The organism is Paenibacillus sp. FSL P4-0338 (assembly GCF_038002365.1).
GTDB lineage: Bacteria > Bacillota > Bacilli > Paenibacillales > Paenibacillaceae > Paenibacillus_AQ.
On record NZ_JBBOCG010000001.1, the window covers coordinates 775,226 to 792,533 of the forward strand.

Here is a 17,308-nt window from a genome sequence, read left to right on the forward strand (position 1 = left end):
GGGAACGGTATTGAGAGCCATGACACGGCTGCTGCACTTCGCGTACCATCAGGCGATGAGCTGTATCTTTCCTGTAGCGATCTTTGGAACGTTAATCCTGACCCGGACAGCAGAGCTGCCGTTCATCCACCGCTATGATCTGATTCTGCTGATCCTGCTTACTGTACAGTATCTGATGTACCGGAGCGGGCTGGAGACGCTGGATGAGATCAAGGTTATCTGTGTGTTTCATGTGATTGGACTGGTGCTGGAGATGTATAAAATAAGAATGGGCTCCTGGGCCTACCCGGAACCCGGCTATACGAAGCTGTTCGACGTTCCGCTGTACAGCGGATTCATGTACGCCAGCGTGGCCAGCTTCATGTGCCAGATCTGGCGCAGGCTGCAGATGGAGTTGACCGGCTGGCCGGGTCTGGCTTCGGCGGGACTGCTGGGCGGCGCGATCTATCTGAACTTCTTCACCCACCACTTCATTCCCGATTTCCGCTGGTGGCTGACAGCCCTGGTAGTAGTGGTATTCTGGAGAACCTGGATCATTTACCGGGTGCAAGGCAAGACGTACCGGATGCCGCTTGTGCTGGCTTTTGCCATTGTGGGGTTCTTCATCTGGCTGGCCGAGAATATCGCGACCTTCCTGGGGGCATGGCAATACCCGGACCAGCACGAGAGCTGGCACCTGGTAGGCTTCGGCAAGATCAGCTCATGGTTCCTGCTGGTGATTATCAGTGTGATTATTGTTGCCCAGCTTAAGCATGTGAAGGCCGGCCGGAGCGGGTCCAGATAGCCAGTCCGTCCAGCGGATAACGGAAGGATGGTCCAGTTCCTCCGGTAACCGACGGGATTAGCGAACATTGTTCCCCGTTGGAATCAAGGGAGAATAGCTGCTCAATGTGATAGACACCGGGAGACGGAGCTGACTCATAGAGTCTCAAGGCGATCCCGGCCGCCGCTTGAGCCGTGATGGAGGCTTCATGCAAGCCTGTAATGCCGTATTCTCTGGAGGCGGGTCGGCCGTCCTTCGTCCCGCAGGCATCGACTTTGACCGCATAGCGCTCGGAGCCGAAGCGGAAGCGGGTGAATGCCTGGACCGCGAGATTGCGGAGCGTCCGGTTACGCAGCAGACGGGAGAGTCCGGTGCGGCGCAGCAGCGCTGCGGCTGAGGTCATGCTCCGTGAATCGAAGCAGAGCCGGGTCGAGACAGAAGGGACATTAAGGGTCTGAGGCAGAGTGATCTGATCCGAAAAAGGAAAACGGTAGGCTCTATGCGTCCGCAGTGCAAAGCCGAAATCCGCTGCTTTAGCCTCTGTGAAGCTTGAGGTGGTGCGCGGTCTGCCGTGCTCGGTGATCTCGAAGTCGGCTCCGAGGTTGTCCACCGTCCACTCCATAGCTGCCTGTCCATGGCTGTCACCCAGTCCCAGCATGATTGAGATGTCGATCTGCTCCGTATGGTCCAGCTCCTGGGCGGCCCGTGCCGCAAGCAGGTTCGTTAGCCCCGGCGCGAGGCCGACACTTAGCACTGCCGCCCCCTTGAGCTTATGCTTCACAGGGTCGAGCCTTTGCAGCATGGTCAGGAAGTCTCCGCTTGCCGAGACATCTACATATTGGGTGCCGCTCTGGAGGCAGGCTTCGGCCAGCCGGGTGTCCTGCTGATCCAGACACATAACGACCAGCTTAACCTTCTCCAGCAGCTCTGGGGAAAGCGGCATCTCCGCCGACAAGCGCAGCGGTTTCACGTATCCGCCCGTACTGCGGGAGAATTCCTCGGCCCGGTGCAGGTTTCTTCCTGCTGCGTAGACCTTGCCGGGGTGCTGTGCCCCGAGAATCCGGCATATCTGTGATCCGACATGTCCGTAACCGCCGATTACTACTATATCTGTTTTCATGATTATTCCCGTCCTTCGTGGTGGATTGCAGGATCTGCGGTATAATTAACGTTATGTATCATTATCCTGCTAAGGCGGGCAGCGGACTATCCCACATTTGTGGGATTTCGGGGAGGACAGAAGATGAACAAGGGAGTACATAGCCTATTACAGCTTGACCCTGCCCGGGGCGGCCCGGTGCTGAATTCACAGCAGTACCGCGAAGCAGTGATTGCCAGGCTCCGCCTGCTGGTTCCATTCGCTGCAGCCTGTTGTACGACAGTAGACCCGCATACACTTTTAACGACAGGGTCGGTTACGGAGCAGGGACTTGAAGAGGTTCATCCGCTATTGTTCGAATATGAATATCTGCATGAGGATTATATGAAGTATGAGCAGTTAGCGGCGTCGGATATTCCGGCAGTCTGCTTAAGCGGAGTGACCGGGGGAAGCCTGGAGAAAAGCGCGCGTTACCGCAAGGTGCTGCAGCCCGCCGGATTCGGGGATGAGCTGCGCGTGGCGCTGCGCACAGGCGGGGTCTGCTGGGGGTTCCTGACCCTATTCCGTCCGCTGGGTCAGCCGCCGTTTGAGGAGCAGGAATGCGCCTTGCTGGCTTCGGCAGCTCCACTGATTGCTGAACGTCTGCGCGCGTATGCCTCTGTCCTGCCGGTATCCGGAGCGGAGCGGGCAGTGCCGGAGGATAACGGTATTCTGGTGCTGAGTGAGCGGCTGGTCCCGGTTAGTGCGAATGCAGCAGCCCGTTATTGGCTGAAGCAGATCTGGAACCTGGATCAGCTGGAGGAAGACCGGCTTCCCGGACCGGTGCATGCCGTTTGCCTGCGGGTGCTAGGCGCGGAGAAGCCCGCCGGAACCGGGATTTCTCAGGCAAGAATAAGTCTCCAGGCCGGAGACGGGGCGTATCTGACGGTTACCGCAAGTCTGCTTGGCGGTCCCCAGAGACAGCTCGCCGTATCCTTGGTGAGTGCCCGCTCCGGGGATGTCTTCCGGCTGCTGGCCGAAGCCTTCGCCCTGACCGCACGGGAGAAGGAGCTTGCGGAGCTGCTGGCGCTGGGGTTATCGACCAAGGAACTGGCAGAATCGCTGCACATCTCTGCCTACACTGTACAGGATCATTTGAAATCCATCTTCGCCAAGACAGGCGTGTCCAGCCGCAGAGAGCTGATCAGCCGGTTGCTTCCGCGATAACAAATAAGGGGAATCTCCACAGCCGCCTGGCTGGAGATTCCCCTTGCTTCATGTTTAGACTTTTACAGATCTGGAACTGCTTCGAATGAACTCTTACTGGCGTAGTGTCTTCAGCGCACCGCTCCAGGCCAAGACCTGATCCAGCATAGCGTTGACATTGGCAGCATGCAGGTCAGCCGGCTTGAACACCGAGCCGTTCTCGAAGTCGGTGAACAGTGAGAGCAGCGGGTGAACACGAACGTCGGCGACAGACAATTCGCCGAGGATTCCGCGCAGATGCTCAGCGGCGCGTGCGCCTCCGGCGGAGCCGTAGCTGACGATCCCGGCAGCCTTATTGTTCCATTCTTCACGGGCAGAATCCAGTGCGTTCTTCAGTGCTCCGGATAGACTGTGGTTATATTCCTGAACGATGAATACAAATCCGTCCAAGGTAGCCAGCTTAGCTGCCCAAGCCTGGGCTTCGGCGTAGCTGTCGCTTTCCCCAAACATCGGCAGCTTGAAGTCGGCAATATCAACGATTTCGTAATTAGCATCTCCACGGGCATCAGCGATCCCCTTCACCCATTCGCCTACCTGCGGGCTAACGCGGCCCTGGCGTGTGCTTCCAAGAATAATTCCGATATTAAGTGTTGTCATTGTAATTCCTCCTCGAATTTGTTTTCCGTAATTTGTTTTGCTTAATATGCTTTTATTATAGCTGATAACTTTAATAAAGAAAGTGAAATTTTGAAACCTAGTTAAATTTTTAGCTAAAAATTAAAGCGGCCTAATTACCGTCCCGAATCAAGGGGGAGGTAATGGACCGCTATAGGTGTTATATCTCTGTTCCAGCCAAGGTTAATATGTCACTTTGCATAACATTATATAGTTGTTTCTAGGCTCGAAAACAAAATTTTCAGCTAAATAATTGATTGTCATGATGAAAATAGCTTAAAATACACTCAACAAGTTAGTTATTCTGACATATAATTAAGGAATCTTAAGTATCTATAATAGATGGAGAGGTGGGGCAGCCATGATAGAGGAAAAGAAACGGCAGGCAGAGCTTGAACTCCCGCGTGATTGCACCTTCTCGCCTGAAGACTGGCGTATTCTGGCCCAGTACTGGTATCCCGTGGCTACGGCAGCAGAGGTACAGGATCAGCCGGTGGCAGTGAAGCTGCTGGATATGAAGCTGGTATGCTACCGCAGCGGAGGCAAGGTGGTTATTGCCCGGGATTTGTGTTTTCACCGGGGAGCGCCGCTGAGTAAGGGCTGGGTGGAGAACGGGGAGATTGTCTGCCCGTATCACGGGTTCCGCTATAACTGTGAGGGGAAATGTACTGCGGTACCGGCGCATCCAAGCGCCAAAATCTCGCCCAAATTGAAATTGATCGTCTATCCGGCCATCGAACGCTACGGTCTGATCTGGACCTGCCTTGCAGATGCGCCGGAGCAGATTCCCGCCTTCCCGGCCTGGGATGATCCCGACTATATTAATATTCTGATCCCGAGCTTCGATATTGCCGGTTCCTCCGGGCGGCAGATGGAGGGCTTCCTGGACGTATCCCATTTCGCCTACGTGCATACAGCAACCTTCGGTGACCGCAATAATACAGAAGTCCCGCAGTACAAGGTGTGGCGTGAAGGAGAGACGGAGCTGGTGGCTGAATACTGGAGCACAGTCAGTAACTATGGCAAAGGGCAGGAGAATCCCGCGCCGGAAGGCTTCCAGTGGCTGCGGGAGTTCCGGGTATTCGCCCCGTTCGCCGCTTCGCTGACTGTCTACTTCCCGGATGAGGGTAGGCTTAAGATTCTGAACTGTGCTTCTCCGGTGTCGGCCCGTTATACCCGGCTGTTCTGTCCGATCTCGCGCAACTTCGACAAGAACGCCCCGATCGAGGATACCATCAAGTTCAATCTCCAGGTGTTCCAGGAGGATGCAGAAATGGTGGAGTCGCAGACACCGGAGGATCTGCCGCTGGATCTGCAGGCTGAAGCCCATATTCCGGCAGACCGCACATCCATTGCCTACAGACAGCTGCTAAGCAGCCTTGGACTGGGGCAGAATTATACGTCCTGATTCATTATTTCAATTACTTAGGCATTATGAACGAACACGCCCGGCAGCAGAGAGCAGAATCTCGGCAGCCGGGCGTGTTCTGTTGTGTCGATTGGGTGGAGGCTGCCTGCGTAACGTAGTGTTAGCGGCAGCAGCTAGACCGTATAATTTTCCAGCGAAAGGCTCCAGCTTCCGTCCACAAGCTCAATTCTGTGCAGGCTGGCATAGGAAGCCGGGAATTTACTGTCGCGGTTATTCCAGTCGATCCCTTTGATTATGTGATAGATGATATTTATGACACCACCGTGTGTAACAATAATTAGGTTATCATCAGAGCCGCTATCCGCATGCTCTTCGCAGAGCCGGGTGAAGGTCTCTTGAATCCGTGTGAAGAATTCGAGCGGACTCTCTCCGCCGGGGTAACGCTCGTCCATCCGCAGTCCTGAGAAGTACAAGCCGGGGTATCGTTCATTCACGATTTCGTTCGGCATACCGGCAATCACGCCATTGTTCATCTCCCGCCAATCCATACTACGCTCTAAGGGTAACTCCAGCTCTCTTGCCAGCTCGCTGGCTGTATCCAGCGCCCGCTGCAGATCACTGCTGACTATACGATGTATAGGGAATGAAGCCGAATTCTCTCTCAAAAAACAGCCCAGTTTCTCGGCCTGTCTGTAGCCTTGGGTCATCAGCCCCCGCTGACTCCATCCGCCGCGATATCCTTCGTCATCCTTGCCGTGTCTTACCAGATAAATCGCCAACTGCTCCTCGGCCTCCTGTTCTATGATGCGTTAGTATAATTCCTTTGAAGATTCCTTCAAGAAGGATATCCTGCTAAGTCTATCACTTACTTTCCAGAATGTTCAAGAACAGAAGTTACAACCGAAGCAACGCAGCTTGACAATACCCGGACATAGCTTGCTTGGAAGGTTCGGAAACTACTTGCGGTGCGGCACGAAGACAACACGCTGCTGACTGCCCGGCGGAGTCTTCCATACTTCTTCAATCTGAGATAGCGGGTAAGCGATAGGGTTCGCTGTGAGCTGGCCCTCTGCAATGGCATGGATCAACGCCGGGAATTCCGCCAGATATCCGGCTGGCGTGACGGACCCCTGGCCGCTGCCGATGATCTGGAAGTTGGCAGAGCGGAGTGCAGCGGAAGGAATTGCAGCGTCCGCGCCAGCCATAGAACCGATCTGAATCCAGGTTAACAGCCGGCTGCGGTCGGAACGGCGGGTTAATATCGGGAGCATAGCGAGTGCAGCAGGCTCACCCCACAGATAGTCGAGAACGATATCAACTTCGGCTGAGGCTTCGCCGAGGCTCCGGGCCACTGTCCCGGGATCTCCGGCAAGCGATATGACTACGTCCGCACCCTGCTGTGCAAGCGAACGGAGAAGTTCGGGGTTCCGCCCGGCAGCGATGATCTGACTGGCTCCCATAAGCTTGGCGATCTGAACGGCCATTTGCCCGGAGTTGCCGGTAGCGCCAAGAATGAGGACCTTGAACCCGGACTTAGCCTGAATCCGGCGGCGGAGAGTCACCCAGGAGGACATGGCCGGATTCATTGCGGCGGCGATGAGCACGGGATCAGCATCTGCGGGTAGCGGGACAGCGCGGCGAAGATCGATGAGGGTCTGGTCTGCGAACGACCCCAGGGCATTATCGGTGGCTACAAAATAGACCAGCTTGCCATCCGGGAGCCGTCCCACCCCGTCGATACCTGGGATTAGCGGAAGTTCATCCGTACTTGTGTAGTGAGATCCATTGGCTTGTGCCCGGACCCTGAGATGCAATCCGGCAGCGAGCACATCCACCAAAGCTTCGTGTTCTCCTGAAGGTACGGGAGCAGCAATCTTTTCGTATTTCGGACCTGAATCGAATGATCTTACAATAGCAGCGTACATAAATAGGCCTCCAATTTACCAGGATATTTATCCAGGTGAGTAATTTTTGTTTGTGAAACAAACTAAAAAGTTTGCAATACAAACAATATAGTTTGTATTACGTACAAATTCAACGGCTGTTGTGGTACAATAGGAGCAAACAGGTCTGAAATATACAAAAGTGCGGAGTGAAATCAATGAGCAGTTATGATAATTCTTTTGATAAGCTGGATGATCTGTCGATGGTAGACAGCCTTGTGCAGCTATCCTTCCTGGTGCAAAATATCCTTGCCCGAATAGGAACGGAGCATGATCTGTCGATTATCCAGATCCGTCTGCTGGGGATACTGCGCGACCGGGAGCCGGGTATGCTGCAGCTGGCCAAGCATCTGGGCCTCGATAAATCCAGCATTACAGGGCTCGTTGACCGGGCACAGCGCCGCGGACTGGTAGAACGTACCGTATCACAGAGTGACCGGCGGGCATTCAATGTTAGGGCTACTCCGGCAGGCTGGAAGATCATTCACGAGGTCGGGGAGCAGATCGAGCGTCAGATTACGGCGATAACCGATGGTCTTACCGGGGAGGAGCAGGCGCAGATGATTGCCCTGGCCAGCAAGATTCTGGTCACTGCTCCAGGAGTGAGCCGCTGACAAACGGTAGGGTTCGTGACGATGAAGCACATAGGAGGGATTTCCATGGACCAGGAACTGATGGATGAACTGGCGTCTCAATTCAGGAATTCGCTGAAGGTGCTGAACGCGGTCGGTGCTGAGACCCGGCAAGCCATCCTGATGGCCTTGCTGCAAGGGCCGCAAGATCCGGGTATGCGTGTAGGCGAGATAAGAGGGGCCACCCACTTTTCCCGTCCGGTCGTGTCCCATCATCTTAGAATCTTGATAGAGGCCGGAATCGTTAGCGTCCGCAAAGACGGCACCCGCAACTATTACCGGCTGGACTCTGGAAGCAAGCTGATGGTGCTCAAAAGCTTGGTGAACGGGCTGGAGAAGGTTCTGGCACAATGCGAACTAAGCAGCGATTCTCCTGTTAGGGAAGAATTGCTGCTTGAGGACTAGGCTATTACTAATCTGAACTATTAAGGTGTCTTGGTCCGCTCCGCCAGTGCAATAATTGACTTCTTATCCTGCTCGGTCAGCAGTGCCAGGAAGTGCTTGCGTATGGCCGTAGAGACTACCGGAAGTGCCTCATCCAGAATGGACCGGCCGGCGGGAGTAATGTTAATCTGTACACCCCGGTCGGTATCCAGCGGTTTTCTTTGTACCAGACCGCGCTTCTCCATCCGTGTCAGATGATGGGATAGCCTGCTCTTGTCCCAGTCCATGGAGTCGGCTAGCTCCTGTTGGCGAAGCTTGCCCTCCCCGAACTGCACCAGCCTGTCTAATACTCCGAAGTCACCCTCGGATAATCCTGTTTGCTCAGACATATCCTTCACAACACGGCCGAAGATTCGTTTGTAGGAGCCTTTCCACATATTCCAAATCCGCATTTCTTCTTCGTTTAATTCGTTCATATTATCCATAGAAGAATCATATCATGGTTGACGTATCAACCACAAGATGTTACTGTGTATTTACAAGTTGACACGTCAACCAAAGGAGAGATGTGTTGTTTGGGTTGACATGTCAACCGATATCCGATATGAAGGGGTGTTTTTATTCTATGGAATATTTGAAGCTTGGAGTAAGCGGATTAGATGTATCAAGGTTAAGTCTGGGAACTATGGGCTTCGGTGTGCCGGAACGCGGCAATACGCCCTGGTCGCTGGATGAAGAGAGCAGCAGACCGATCATTAGAAGAGCAGTCGAATTAGGCATTAACTTCTTCAGTACAGCCAATATGTATTCAGATGGCACCAGTGAAGAAATACTAGGACGCGCAATCATGGATTTTGCCCGCCGGGAAGAAGTTGTGCTGGCCACGAAGGTGTTCGTTCCCATGCGGAAGGGTCCGAATGCGATGGGTCTCTCCCGTAAAACCATAATGACCGAGATTGACCACAGCCTAAGACGGCTCGGAACAGACTACATTGACCTCTATCAAATTCACCGTTATGATCCGAATACGCCAATTGAGGAGACGATGGAGGCTCTGCATGATATCGTGAAGGCGGGGAAGGCGCGTTATATTGGAGCATCTTCTATGCTGGCATGGCAATTTGCGAAGGCCCAGCATGCCGCAGAACGAAATGGCTGGACCCGGTTCATCTCCATGGAGAATAGGCTGAACTTGCTCTACCGGGAAGAGGAGAGGGAGATGCTCCCGCTGTGTAAGGATCAAGGAGTGGGCATTACTCCTTATTTGCCACTGGCTGCAGGCCGCTTAACCAGAGATTGGGATCAGTTCACTGAACGTTCAGAGAAGGACCAGGTTGCCAAGGCGATGTTCGCAAGAACGGAAGAGGCGGACCGCAAAGTTGCACACAGAGTAGCAGAAGTTGCTGCTAACCGGGGGATTTCGCGCGCACAAATCGCTCTGGCCTGGCTGCTGCACAAGCAAGAGGTTACTGCTCCGGTCATCGGGTCTACCCGGATCAGCCATCTGGAAGAAGCAGTAGCGTCACTATCTGTGCAATTGACACCTGAAGAAGTCATCAGCCTGGAAGAACTTTATATTCCTCATTCATTACAATAAACCATACGGATCTATGAGCGGACACTCTAGCGGTGTCCGTTTCTTGTTGAAGTTAGAAATAATGACTTCGTCTGTTGTGGCAGAAGGATATCCGTAAATTAAGCCATCTTGTTCCATACAAACCTATTATGCTATAATTACTTACCGACAGACAGTCGGTCGGTAAATCAGCTATGATAATCACATTTCCAAGCACAGGCAGAACAATCCAAAGCTTCACCATAAGGAGACATGACCATGAGAGTTGTCAAAGAAGCGGAAGCCCGCAGAAATGAAATTCTGGATGCAGCCGGGGAGCTGTTCGGACAGAAGGGCTTCGACGGTACGAGCACCGGCGATATTCTGGGCAAGGTTGGGATTGCACGCGGGACGTTATATTATCACTTCAAGTCGAAGGAGGATATTATGGACGCGCTGATTGAGCGGACGAATGCCACGATCCTTCATGCCGCGCAGCAGGTTGCTGAAGATAAGAGCATACCCGTCATTGAACGGATTCTCCGTGCAGTTATGGCACTGAACATCAGCAGCGGAGTCGGCAGCAGCACGGAGATTATGGAGCATATCCATAAGCCGCAGAATGCGCTGATGCATCAAAAGGTTCAGAAGGCGGTCATCCGCAGCGTTCCGCCCATTCTGGCCTCCATCATCAGCGAGGGAATAGAGCAGGGGATATTCAGTACTCCCTATCCGTATGAATGTATGGAGATGGTTGTAGTCTATGCCACCACCATTTTTGATAATGACATGGTTGACATGACGGAGGAAGAGCGGATGTCACGCATTCTGGCCTTCATTGCCAATGTGGAGCGGCTGCTTGGTGCTGCGGGCGGAAGTCTGATGAGCGTGATGCAGATGTTCGGCGGGGGTGGAGCGGAAGAAGGCAATGGAGGTGAATAGAGCCGGGACAGGATTCGGCAGATTTCTGTTTCTCTGGTCAGGGCAACTGATCTCAGCCATCGGCAGCGGGCTTACCGCGTTCGGGCTGGGGATCTATACCTTACAGCAGACCGGGCAGGCATCGGCTATGGCGCTGGTGACCCTGCTGGCATTCATGCCTTCCCTGCTGCTAAGTCCTGTCGCAGGCGTGCTGGCGGACCGCTATGACCGCAGGCTGCTGATGGTAATTGGGGACAGTCTCTCTGCCTTAGGTCTGATCTATATTCTGGTCTGCCTGCTGAATGGAGAAGCGCAGCTGTGGCAGATCTGCTTAGGCGTGACCGTCAGCTCGGTGTTCTCCTCTCTGCTTGATCCCGCCTATAAGGCTACGGTAACGGATCTGCTCACCGAAGAGCAGTATACGAAGGCCAGCGGGTTTGTGCAGATTGCCGGCTCCGCCAAATATCTGATTTCGCCGCTCATTGCCGGACTGCTGCTTACAGTGTCTGATGTGAAGCTGCTGCTGATCATCGATATCTGTACATTTTTCTTAACCGTACCGACTACCCTTGCCGTCCGCAGCGGTCTAGCCTCCAAGCAGGCGGAACAGGCACAGGCCTTTATCCGGGAATTCAAAGAAGGCTGGAGAGCAGTCTCCGGGAACCGGGGTGTGCTGGTGCTAGTGATTATGACCTCGGTCATGACCTTCTTCATCGGGTTCATTGAGACCTTGTCCATGCCGATGATTCTGGCGTTCTCCAGCAGTGCGGTCTTGGGGACGCTGGAGACGGTCATGGCCTCGGGAATGCTGGTGTCGAGTGTCATTATAGGGATGCTGCATATACAAAAGAATTTTGTGCGCATGCTGGCAGTGTCACTTTTTTGCTCAGGGATCAGTATCGCCGTCTTCGGACTGCGTGAGAACATCTTGCTGATCGGCGCTGCGGGCTTTATGTTTTTTGCCATGCTGCCCTTTACGAACACTGCCCTGGATTATCTGGTCCGCACCAACATCGACAATTCCGTTCAAGGGAGAGCCTGGTCATTGATCGGACTGCTCTCACAGCTCGGATTCGTCGCGGCCTATATGCTGGCGGGTGTGCTGGCAGATTACGTATTTACTCCCTTGCTGGTGAGCGGCGGAGTTCTGGCGGATAGTGTGGGACGGATTATCGGCACGGGCAGCGGGCGGGGGATGGGACTTCTCATTATTATTGCCGGGCTGCTGTTAAGCGCCGCTTCGGTCATGATCTATCGGCTCAAATCCATTACAAGTCTTGAGAGCAGGGGGTAACTTATGTTTTACCGAATCATCCGCAGAGATATCCGCGCAAGTAAGGGAATTACACTCACGACTATGCTGTTCGTAGCTGCTGCAGCCATGCTAGTCTCTTTGTCAGCCATTCTGGTCGTCAATCTGAGCGGGGCCATCGGTCATCTGATGACACAGGCGAAGACGCCGCATTTCCTGCAGATGCATTCCGGCCAGCTGGATCAAGCCCGGCTCAAGGCCTTTGCAGAGCAGAACAATAAGGTTGAAGATCATCAGGTGCTTGACTTCCTGAATGTAGAGGGCGCGAGAATTGTCATGGACGGCCATACGCTTGCGGACAGTGTTCAGGATAACGGCTTCAGCACACAGAGCGGGAAGTTTGATTATCTGCTTGATCTGGACGGGAAGGTGATTGATGTACGGGGCGGCGAGGTGTATGTCCCGATCAGTTATATGAAGGATGGCTCCGTCAAAGCTGGAGGGACGGTTACAGTGGGGGACACCACTCTCACTGTAGCGGGGTTCCTGCGGGATTCACAGATGAACTCGCTGCTTGCTTCGTCGAAGCGGTTCCTCGTCAGCCCGGCGGATTATGCGGAGCTGGCGGACTACGGAACCACGGAATATCTGATCGAATTCAGACTGAAGGACCTGTCGATGCTGGGGGCCTTTGAGACCGACTATACCGCAGCAGGACTTGAAGGCAACGGCCCGGTGATTACATATCCCCTGTTCAGAGTGCTTAATGCGATCTCCGACGGGCTGATGATTGCGGTGATCCTGCTGGCGAGCGTGCTGGTCGTTATTATTGCTTTTCTATGTATACGGTTCACCCTCATGGCTACCATCGAGAGCGATTACCGGGAGATCGGCGTCATGAAGGCCATCGGTCTGCGTGTCTCGGATCTCAAAAGAATCTATCTGGCCAAATACGCAGCAATAGCGGCTATGGGCAGCATACTCGGTCTCACGTTAGCGTTCAGCTTCCGGGGTCTGCTGCTTGAGAATATCAGGCTGTATATGGGTGAAAGTGCGCATCCGGCGCTTGCTCTGGCCTGCGGCATCCTTGGCGTACTGCTCGTATTCCTCATTATTGTTGCCTATGTGAACAGGGTGCTGAAGCGTTTCCGGAAGATTTCAGCTGTCGAAGCCATCCGGTTCGGGACAGCTCAGGAGAGCCGGAGGAGCTCCAGACGTTTTACCTTGAGCGGCAACCGGCTGCTGAACACGAATGTCTACCTGGGCGTTAAGGATGTCTTGTCCAGAAAAAGTCTATACGCAACCATGCTTGCGGTACTCGTCATCTCTTCCTTCCTGATGATTGTGCCCCAGAATCTCTATCATACGATCTCCTCTCCGAGCTTCATTACATACATGGGTATCGGTGAGAGTGATCTGCGCCTGGATATCCAGCAGACAGACCATATTGCAGAGAAGGCCGCAGATATTGCGCGGGTGATGGAGCAGGATGTGATGATCTTCCGTTTTGCCGTGCTGACCACTCAGGCGCTGAACGTGAAGCTGGACAATGGTGTCGTTGAGCGGATAAAGGTTGAGCTGGGCGACCATTCCATTTTTCCGGTTGCCTATGATGAAGGACATGGCCCGGTTGCAGCGAATGAGATTGCCCTCTCCGCCGCGAATGCCAAGGAGTTGGGCAAGCAAGCCGGTGATTCCCTGACCTTGCTCGTAGACGGAGAAGCGAAGGAGCTTACGGTGTCCGGGATTTATTCGGATGTGACCAACGGCGGGAAAACAGCCAAGGCCACCTTCACCACGACTTCTGATCAGGCCATGTGGGCCGTGATTTATGCGGAGCTTGCAGATTCCATGCTAATCAGCAGCAAGGTGAGCGAATATGCAGAGCGGTTCAGTTATGCGAAGGTGTCCGATATCGGGGAATATGTGACGCAGACCTTTGGCTCCACCATTCGCTCAGTCGGTAAGGCCGCATGGGCTGCTCTAGCCGTGATGCTGGTCCTGAATGTACTGATTACACTCTTGTTCATGCGGATGCTGGTAGCTAAGGACCGTTACCCTATTGCCGTGATGAAATCGCTGGGCTTCCGGAATTCCGATCTGACTGTACAGTATTATGCGCGTTCTATATTTGTACTGGTGGCCGGGATGGTTCTGGGCACCCTGCTGGCGAACACCCTGGGGCAGACTCTTGCCGGGGCCGTGATCTCCTCCTTCGGGGCTTCGTCCTTCAAGTTCGTGGTCCATCCGCTCTCCGCGTATCTGCTGTGCCCGCTGATTATGACCGGTTCTGTGCTGATAGGGGCGGTTATCGGCACATCGGGCATCGGCCGAATTCAAATATCCGGCAATATTAAGGAGTAGATCAAGAAGATGAAGAAGATTATTTCGGGTGAAAATATAACCAAACAATACGGTACCGGCGATGAGCGCCGCAAGGTGCTGGATGAAGTATCCGTAGATATTCACGAAGGTGAATTCGTCTCGGTGATGGGACCTTCAGGCTCCGGGAAATCCACGCTGCTGTTTGCACTGAGCGGAATGGACCGGATCGACTGGGGTCTGGTTACCTTTGAGGGCAGGGATCTGGGGATACTTGCCGAGGATGAGCTTGCGGATCTCCGCAGAACGGGAATGGGCTTCGTATTCCAGCAGCCGACGCTGATGAAGAATCTGAACATTCTGGATAATATCATTCTGCCATCGATGCGCGGCAACCGGCGGAAGGTTGCGGCGATTACGGATAAGGCGCAGCAGCTTATGCAGAAAGTGGGCATCGCTGAGCTGGCGAAGCGTGATATTACGGAGGCTTCGGGCGGGCAGCTGCAGCGGGCCGGCATCTGCCGGGCGCTGATGGGCAGTCCGCGGATTATTTTTGGGGATGAGCCGACCGGTGCGCTGAATCTGAAGGCTGCCGGGGAGATCATGGACCTGCTGTCCGGGATCAATGAAGAAGGGACGGCCATCATGCTGGTCACCCATGATGCCACTGTGGCGGCCAGGACGCAGCGGATTATGTTCATGTGTGACGGCCGGATCGTCGATGAGATACGCCTGCCTAGATACAGCGGAGGGACGCTTGAGCCCCGCATGAAATTAATCACGGCAAAAATGCGGGAGAATGGGATTTAATAGAAATGAACGATCTGCCCGGATGGTTCGTATTATAGTTATTTGCTAACACCAAGGAAGAGGTGAAAGGAAATGCTGACCATCAAGAATTTTACGAAGAGCTATAAAGGCGGGGCTAAGGCGGTAGATGATCTCAGCCTTGAGGTTGAACGGGGTGACATCTACGGCTTCATCGGCCATAACGGCGCAGGCAAGACCACGACCATCCGCGCTGTGGTGGGCGTGCTTGATTTTGAACAAGGGGAGATTGAGATTGACGGCATCTCGATCCGCAAGAATCCGGTAGCCTGCAAGGCGAGTATTGCCTACATCCCGGATAATCCGGACCTGTACGATCACCTGACGGGGATTCAGTACCTGAACTTCATCGGCGATCTCTTTAGTGTACCGGGGTCCACCCGGGAGCGGCTGATCGGGCAATACGGCGATGCCTTTCAGCTCACAGCGAGTCTGGGCGATCTGATCTCCTCGTATTCCCACGGTATGAAGCAGAAGCTGGCCATTATCTCTGCGCTTATTCATGAGCCGAAGCTTTTAGTGCTGGATGAGCCTTTTGTGGGCCTTGATCCGAAGGCAGCGCATACGCTGAAGACCATCATGACGGATCTGTGCAGCAAGGGCAGCGCCATCTTTTTCTCCACACATGTACTGGACACGGCAGAGAAGCTCTGCAACAAGATTGCGATCATCAAGGGCGGACGGCTGATTGCCCACGGCTTAACGGAAGCGGTAAGGGGCGAGAACAGCCTGGAGGACGTATTCATGGAGCTGATCGATAATGATTAATGTCTGGAGATTAACGAAGCTGCAGCTGTTGTCCTCCTTCGGCCTCAATCAGGCGCTCCATACGAAAGACCCTGCACAGAGGCGCAAGGCGCTGCTGATCAGCCTCTTGGTGATAGCCGGTATACTCATGATCGGGGCCGTGTCATTCGGCTACAGCTTCATGATGGCACAGTCATTCGAGCAGCTCGGGCGGATGGAGCTATTGCTGGCCGTGATGATGGCGGTTACTTCGCTGGTAAGCTTCTTCACTACGGTCTATAAGGCAAGCGGGGTATTATTCAGTTATAAGGATTACGATATGATCATGTCCCTCCCGGTGAAGACCAGCCATGTTGTGGCAAGCCGGGTGCTTCAGCTCTATGTGATGAATCTGTTCTTCACGCTGCTGATCATGCTTCCAGCGGGAGCGGTGTATGCGATACATGTGAAGCCGGGTGTGCTCTATTATCTGTTTTTTCTAATGACGCTCTTCTTCATTACCCTGCTGCCGATTATAGCGGCTACGCTGGTGGGCTCCCTCATTAGCTGGGTCTCTTCACGGTTCCGGGCGAGCAAAATCCTGAATATGATCCTCACGTTCGCCTTCATCATTGTACTGATGCTGGGCTCGTTCACGCTCAATCAAGGGCAGCAGGCGATTGCAGATGTTGGAGCCGCCTTAGGTGATATGATCTTCAAGGTGTATCCTCCGGCTTCTGTGTATGTTGCAGCGGTCTGCTCGTACCGGGTAAGCGCCTTGCTCTTCTTCATCGCGGTGTCTGTGTTGGTCTTCATGCTGTTCTCGGTCCTGCTGGCGACCCGGTACAAGGCGATTCATACAGGGCTTATGACCAGCCGCGCTAGCCGTGGATATAAGATGAAGCCGTTACAGTCTAATTCAGCATTCAAGGCCTTGTATCTTAAGGAGCTGCGGCGTTATTTCAGCTCGGTCAATTATGTGCTGAACACAGGGATCGGGATGGTGCTGCTCCTGATGATGTCCATTTCCTTATTATTCGTCAGCTCAGAGCAGCTGGGAACTATACTAGACATCCCGCAGTTGTCAGACTCCCTCAGTACGCTGAGTCCGCTGGTTATTTCTCTATTCGTTGTTCTGAGCTGTACGACAGCCTGCTCTATTTCGCTGGAAGGCAATCATCTGTGGATCTTGACCAGCTCCCCCGTGCCCAAACCGGCGATTATATTCAGCAAGGTGGCGGTGAATCTCACCATTACGTTACCGCTGATTGCCATAAGCTGGGTGCTACTGACGTATACCCTGCATGCCGGGTGGATGGAGAGTCTATTCATGCTGGCCGTTCCGGTAATCTATGCCTGCTATTCAGCCCTGCTGGGCGTTCTTGTGAACCTGAAGCTGCCTAAGCTCGACTGGACAAGTGAAGTTGCGGCGATCAAGCAGAGTGCGTCGGTGCTGGTATCGATGCTAATCGGTGTCCTAACGCTGGCTGTTCCCGCCGTACTGTTCATGCTTCTTCCTGGGGTGGGCGGAAACCTCATCCTGCTGGGATACGGCGTGCTTCTAGTAGCGGTCTGCGCCGGAATGTACAGATATATCCAGATTAACGGGGAACGGTTGTTTCAGAAGCTGTAGTCCTGGTTGTTGTGAGCGCAT

17 protein-coding genes are annotated in these 17,308 nt (G+C 53.8%); 12 read left to right on the top strand and 5 right to left on the bottom strand.

Going from position 1 to position 17,308, the window contains the following annotated elements:
- Positions 1 to 10 precede the first annotated feature (10 nt).
- On the top strand, positions 11 to 784 hold the full coding sequence (locus MKZ07_RS03155; protein ID WP_179090390.1) for a DUF817 domain-containing protein: 774 nt from the start codon (positions 11 to 13) through the stop codon (positions 782 to 784).
- On the opposite strand, the gene MKZ07_RS03160 is transcribed toward MKZ07_RS03155, so the two are convergent.
- Positions 747 to 1,883 (bottom strand): saccharopine dehydrogenase family protein, encoded by a 1,137-nt coding sequence (locus MKZ07_RS03160; protein ID WP_341024442.1) that lies wholly within the window; start codon positions 1,881 to 1,883, stop codon positions 747 to 749. The two genes, MKZ07_RS03155 and MKZ07_RS03160, sit on opposite strands and share 38 nt — an antisense overlap.
- A gap of 123 nt (positions 1,884 to 2,006) precedes the next feature.
- On the opposite strand from MKZ07_RS03160, the gene MKZ07_RS03165 reads away from it, so the two are divergent.
- Positions 2,007 to 3,068: a LuxR C-terminal-related transcriptional regulator gene (locus MKZ07_RS03165; protein WP_341024445.1), complete on the top strand. Its 1,062-nt coding sequence runs from the start codon at positions 2,007 to 2,009 to the stop codon at positions 3,066 to 3,068.
- Between the two features lie 93 nt (positions 3,069 to 3,161).
- Here the strand turns inward: MKZ07_RS03165 and MKZ07_RS03170 are convergent, their stop codons facing one another.
- Positions 3,162 to 3,704, bottom strand: a complete 543-nt coding sequence (locus tag MKZ07_RS03170; protein WP_036695185.1) for an NADPH-dependent FMN reductase — start codon at positions 3,702 to 3,704, stop codon at positions 3,162 to 3,164.
- A 379-nt stretch (positions 3,705 to 4,083) separates the two neighbouring features.
- On the opposite strand from MKZ07_RS03170, the gene MKZ07_RS03175 reads away from it, so the two are divergent.
- A complete protein-coding gene (locus tag MKZ07_RS03175; protein ID WP_036695184.1) occupies positions 4,084 to 5,130 on the top strand; it encodes an aromatic ring-hydroxylating oxygenase subunit alpha in 1,047 nt (348 codons plus the stop codon).
- Positions 5,131 to 5,264: 134 nt separating this feature from the next.
- Here MKZ07_RS03175 and MKZ07_RS03180 read toward each other — a convergent pair whose 3' ends face one another.
- Positions 5,265 to 5,870, bottom strand: a complete 606-nt coding sequence (locus MKZ07_RS03180) for a histidine phosphatase family protein (RefSeq protein ID WP_076154523.1) — start codon at positions 5,868 to 5,870, stop codon at positions 5,265 to 5,267.
- A gap of 177 nt (positions 5,871 to 6,047) precedes the next feature.
- On the bottom strand, positions 6,048 to 7,016 hold the full coding sequence (locus MKZ07_RS03185; RefSeq protein ID WP_036695182.1) for a quinone oxidoreductase family protein: 969 nt from the start codon (positions 7,014 to 7,016) through the stop codon (positions 6,048 to 6,050).
- A 176-nt stretch (positions 7,017 to 7,192) separates the two neighbouring features.
- Here MKZ07_RS03185 and MKZ07_RS03190 point away from each other — a divergent pair, with 176 nt between their 5' ends.
- Both MKZ07_RS03190 and MKZ07_RS03195 read left to right on the top strand, forming a co-directional pair.
- The gene (locus MKZ07_RS03190; RefSeq protein ID WP_036695181.1) at positions 7,193 to 7,648 is read left to right on the top strand and encodes a MarR family winged helix-turn-helix transcriptional regulator; all 456 of its coding nucleotides are present in this window, start codon (positions 7,193 to 7,195) and stop codon (positions 7,646 to 7,648) included.
- Between the two features lie 45 nt (positions 7,649 to 7,693).
- A complete protein-coding gene (locus tag MKZ07_RS03195; RefSeq protein WP_256706168.1) occupies positions 7,694 to 8,071 on the top strand; it encodes an ArsR/SmtB family transcription factor in 378 nt (125 codons plus the stop codon).
- Between the two features lie 20 nt (positions 8,072 to 8,091).
- Here MKZ07_RS03195 and MKZ07_RS03200 read toward each other — a convergent pair whose 3' ends face one another.
- Positions 8,092 to 8,535, bottom strand: coding sequence for a MarR family winged helix-turn-helix transcriptional regulator (locus MKZ07_RS03200; protein WP_076154525.1), 444 nt, complete (start codon positions 8,533 to 8,535; stop codon positions 8,092 to 8,094).
- A gap of 140 nt (positions 8,536 to 8,675) precedes the next feature.
- Between MKZ07_RS03200 and MKZ07_RS03205 the strand changes: the two genes are divergently transcribed.
- The 7 genes from MKZ07_RS03205 to MKZ07_RS03235 all read left to right on the top strand — a co-directional run bounded on the left by MKZ07_RS03205 (position 8,676) and on the right by MKZ07_RS03235 (position 17,287).
- A complete protein-coding gene (locus MKZ07_RS03205; RefSeq protein WP_076154526.1) occupies positions 8,676 to 9,647 on the top strand; it encodes an aldo/keto reductase in 972 nt (323 codons plus the stop codon).
- 237 nt (positions 9,648 to 9,884) lie between these two features.
- Positions 9,885 to 10,547 carry a TetR/AcrR family transcriptional regulator gene (locus MKZ07_RS03210; RefSeq protein ID WP_076154527.1) on the top strand — a complete coding sequence of 221 codons (663 nt, stop codon included), beginning with the start codon at positions 9,885 to 9,887 and terminating at the stop codon, positions 10,545 to 10,547.
- Positions 10,534 to 11,820, top strand: a complete 1,287-nt coding sequence (locus MKZ07_RS03215; protein ID WP_156949631.1) for an MFS transporter — start codon at positions 10,534 to 10,536, stop codon at positions 11,818 to 11,820. The genes MKZ07_RS03210 and MKZ07_RS03215 overlap by 14 nt, the downstream gene beginning before the upstream one ends.
- A gap of 3 nt (positions 11,821 to 11,823) precedes the next feature.
- Entirely contained in the window at positions 11,824 to 14,142 is a 2,319-nt protein-coding gene (locus tag MKZ07_RS03220) for an ABC transporter permease (protein WP_036695178.1), read from the top strand.
- Positions 14,143 to 14,151: 9 nt separating this feature from the next.
- Entirely contained in the window at positions 14,152 to 14,910 is a 759-nt protein-coding gene (locus MKZ07_RS03225; RefSeq protein WP_036695177.1) for an ABC transporter ATP-binding protein, read from the top strand.
- Positions 14,911 to 14,982: 72 nt separating this feature from the next.
- A complete protein-coding gene (locus MKZ07_RS03230) occupies positions 14,983 to 15,696 on the top strand; it encodes an ABC transporter ATP-binding protein (RefSeq protein WP_036695176.1) in 714 nt (237 codons plus the stop codon).
- Positions 15,689 to 17,287 (top strand): hypothetical protein, encoded by a 1,599-nt coding sequence (locus MKZ07_RS03235; RefSeq protein ID WP_036695174.1) that lies wholly within the window; start codon positions 15,689 to 15,691, stop codon positions 17,285 to 17,287. Before MKZ07_RS03230 ends, MKZ07_RS03235 begins: the two co-directional genes overlap by 8 nt.
- Positions 17,288 to 17,308: the final 21 nt, after the last annotated feature.

Coding starts and splice junctions, on each gene's coding strand:
- MKZ07_RS03160 (WP_341024442.1), bottom strand. CDS start 1,883: ATGAAAACAGATATAGTAGTAATCGGCGGTTACGGACATGTCGGATCA.
- MKZ07_RS03165 (WP_341024445.1), top strand. CDS start 2,007: ATGAACAAGGGAGTACATAGCCTATTACAGCTTGACCCTGCCCGGGGC.
- MKZ07_RS03170 (WP_036695185.1), bottom strand. CDS start 3,704: ATGACAACACTTAATATCGGAATTATTCTTGGAAGCACACGCCAGGGC.
- MKZ07_RS03175 (WP_036695184.1), top strand. CDS start 4,084: ATGATAGAGGAAAAGAAACGGCAGGCAGAGCTTGAACTCCCGCGTGAT.
- MKZ07_RS03185 (WP_036695182.1), bottom strand. CDS start 7,016: ATGTACGCTGCTATTGTAAGATCATTCGATTCAGGTCCGAAATACGAA.
- MKZ07_RS03190 (WP_036695181.1), top strand. CDS start 7,193: ATGAGCAGTTATGATAATTCTTTTGATAAGCTGGATGATCTGTCGATG.
- MKZ07_RS03195 (WP_256706168.1), top strand. CDS start 7,694: ATGGACCAGGAACTGATGGATGAACTGGCGTCTCAATTCAGGAATTCG.
- MKZ07_RS03200 (WP_076154525.1), bottom strand. CDS start 8,535: ATGGATAATATGAACGAATTAAACGAAGAAGAAATGCGGATTTGGAAT.
- MKZ07_RS03205 (WP_076154526.1), top strand. CDS start 8,676: ATGGAATATTTGAAGCTTGGAGTAAGCGGATTAGATGTATCAAGGTTA.
- MKZ07_RS03210 (WP_076154527.1), top strand. CDS start 9,885: ATGAGAGTTGTCAAAGAAGCGGAAGCCCGCAGAAATGAAATTCTGGAT.
- MKZ07_RS03215 (WP_156949631.1), top strand. CDS start 10,534: ATGGAGGTGAATAGAGCCGGGACAGGATTCGGCAGATTTCTGTTTCTC.
- MKZ07_RS03220 (WP_036695178.1), top strand. CDS start 11,824: ATGTTTTACCGAATCATCCGCAGAGATATCCGCGCAAGTAAGGGAATT.
- MKZ07_RS03225 (WP_036695177.1), top strand. CDS start 14,152: ATGAAGAAGATTATTTCGGGTGAAAATATAACCAAACAATACGGTACC.
- MKZ07_RS03230 (WP_036695176.1), top strand. CDS start 14,983: ATGCTGACCATCAAGAATTTTACGAAGAGCTATAAAGGCGGGGCTAAG.
- MKZ07_RS03235 (WP_036695174.1), top strand. CDS start 15,689: ATGATTAATGTCTGGAGATTAACGAAGCTGCAGCTGTTGTCCTCCTTC.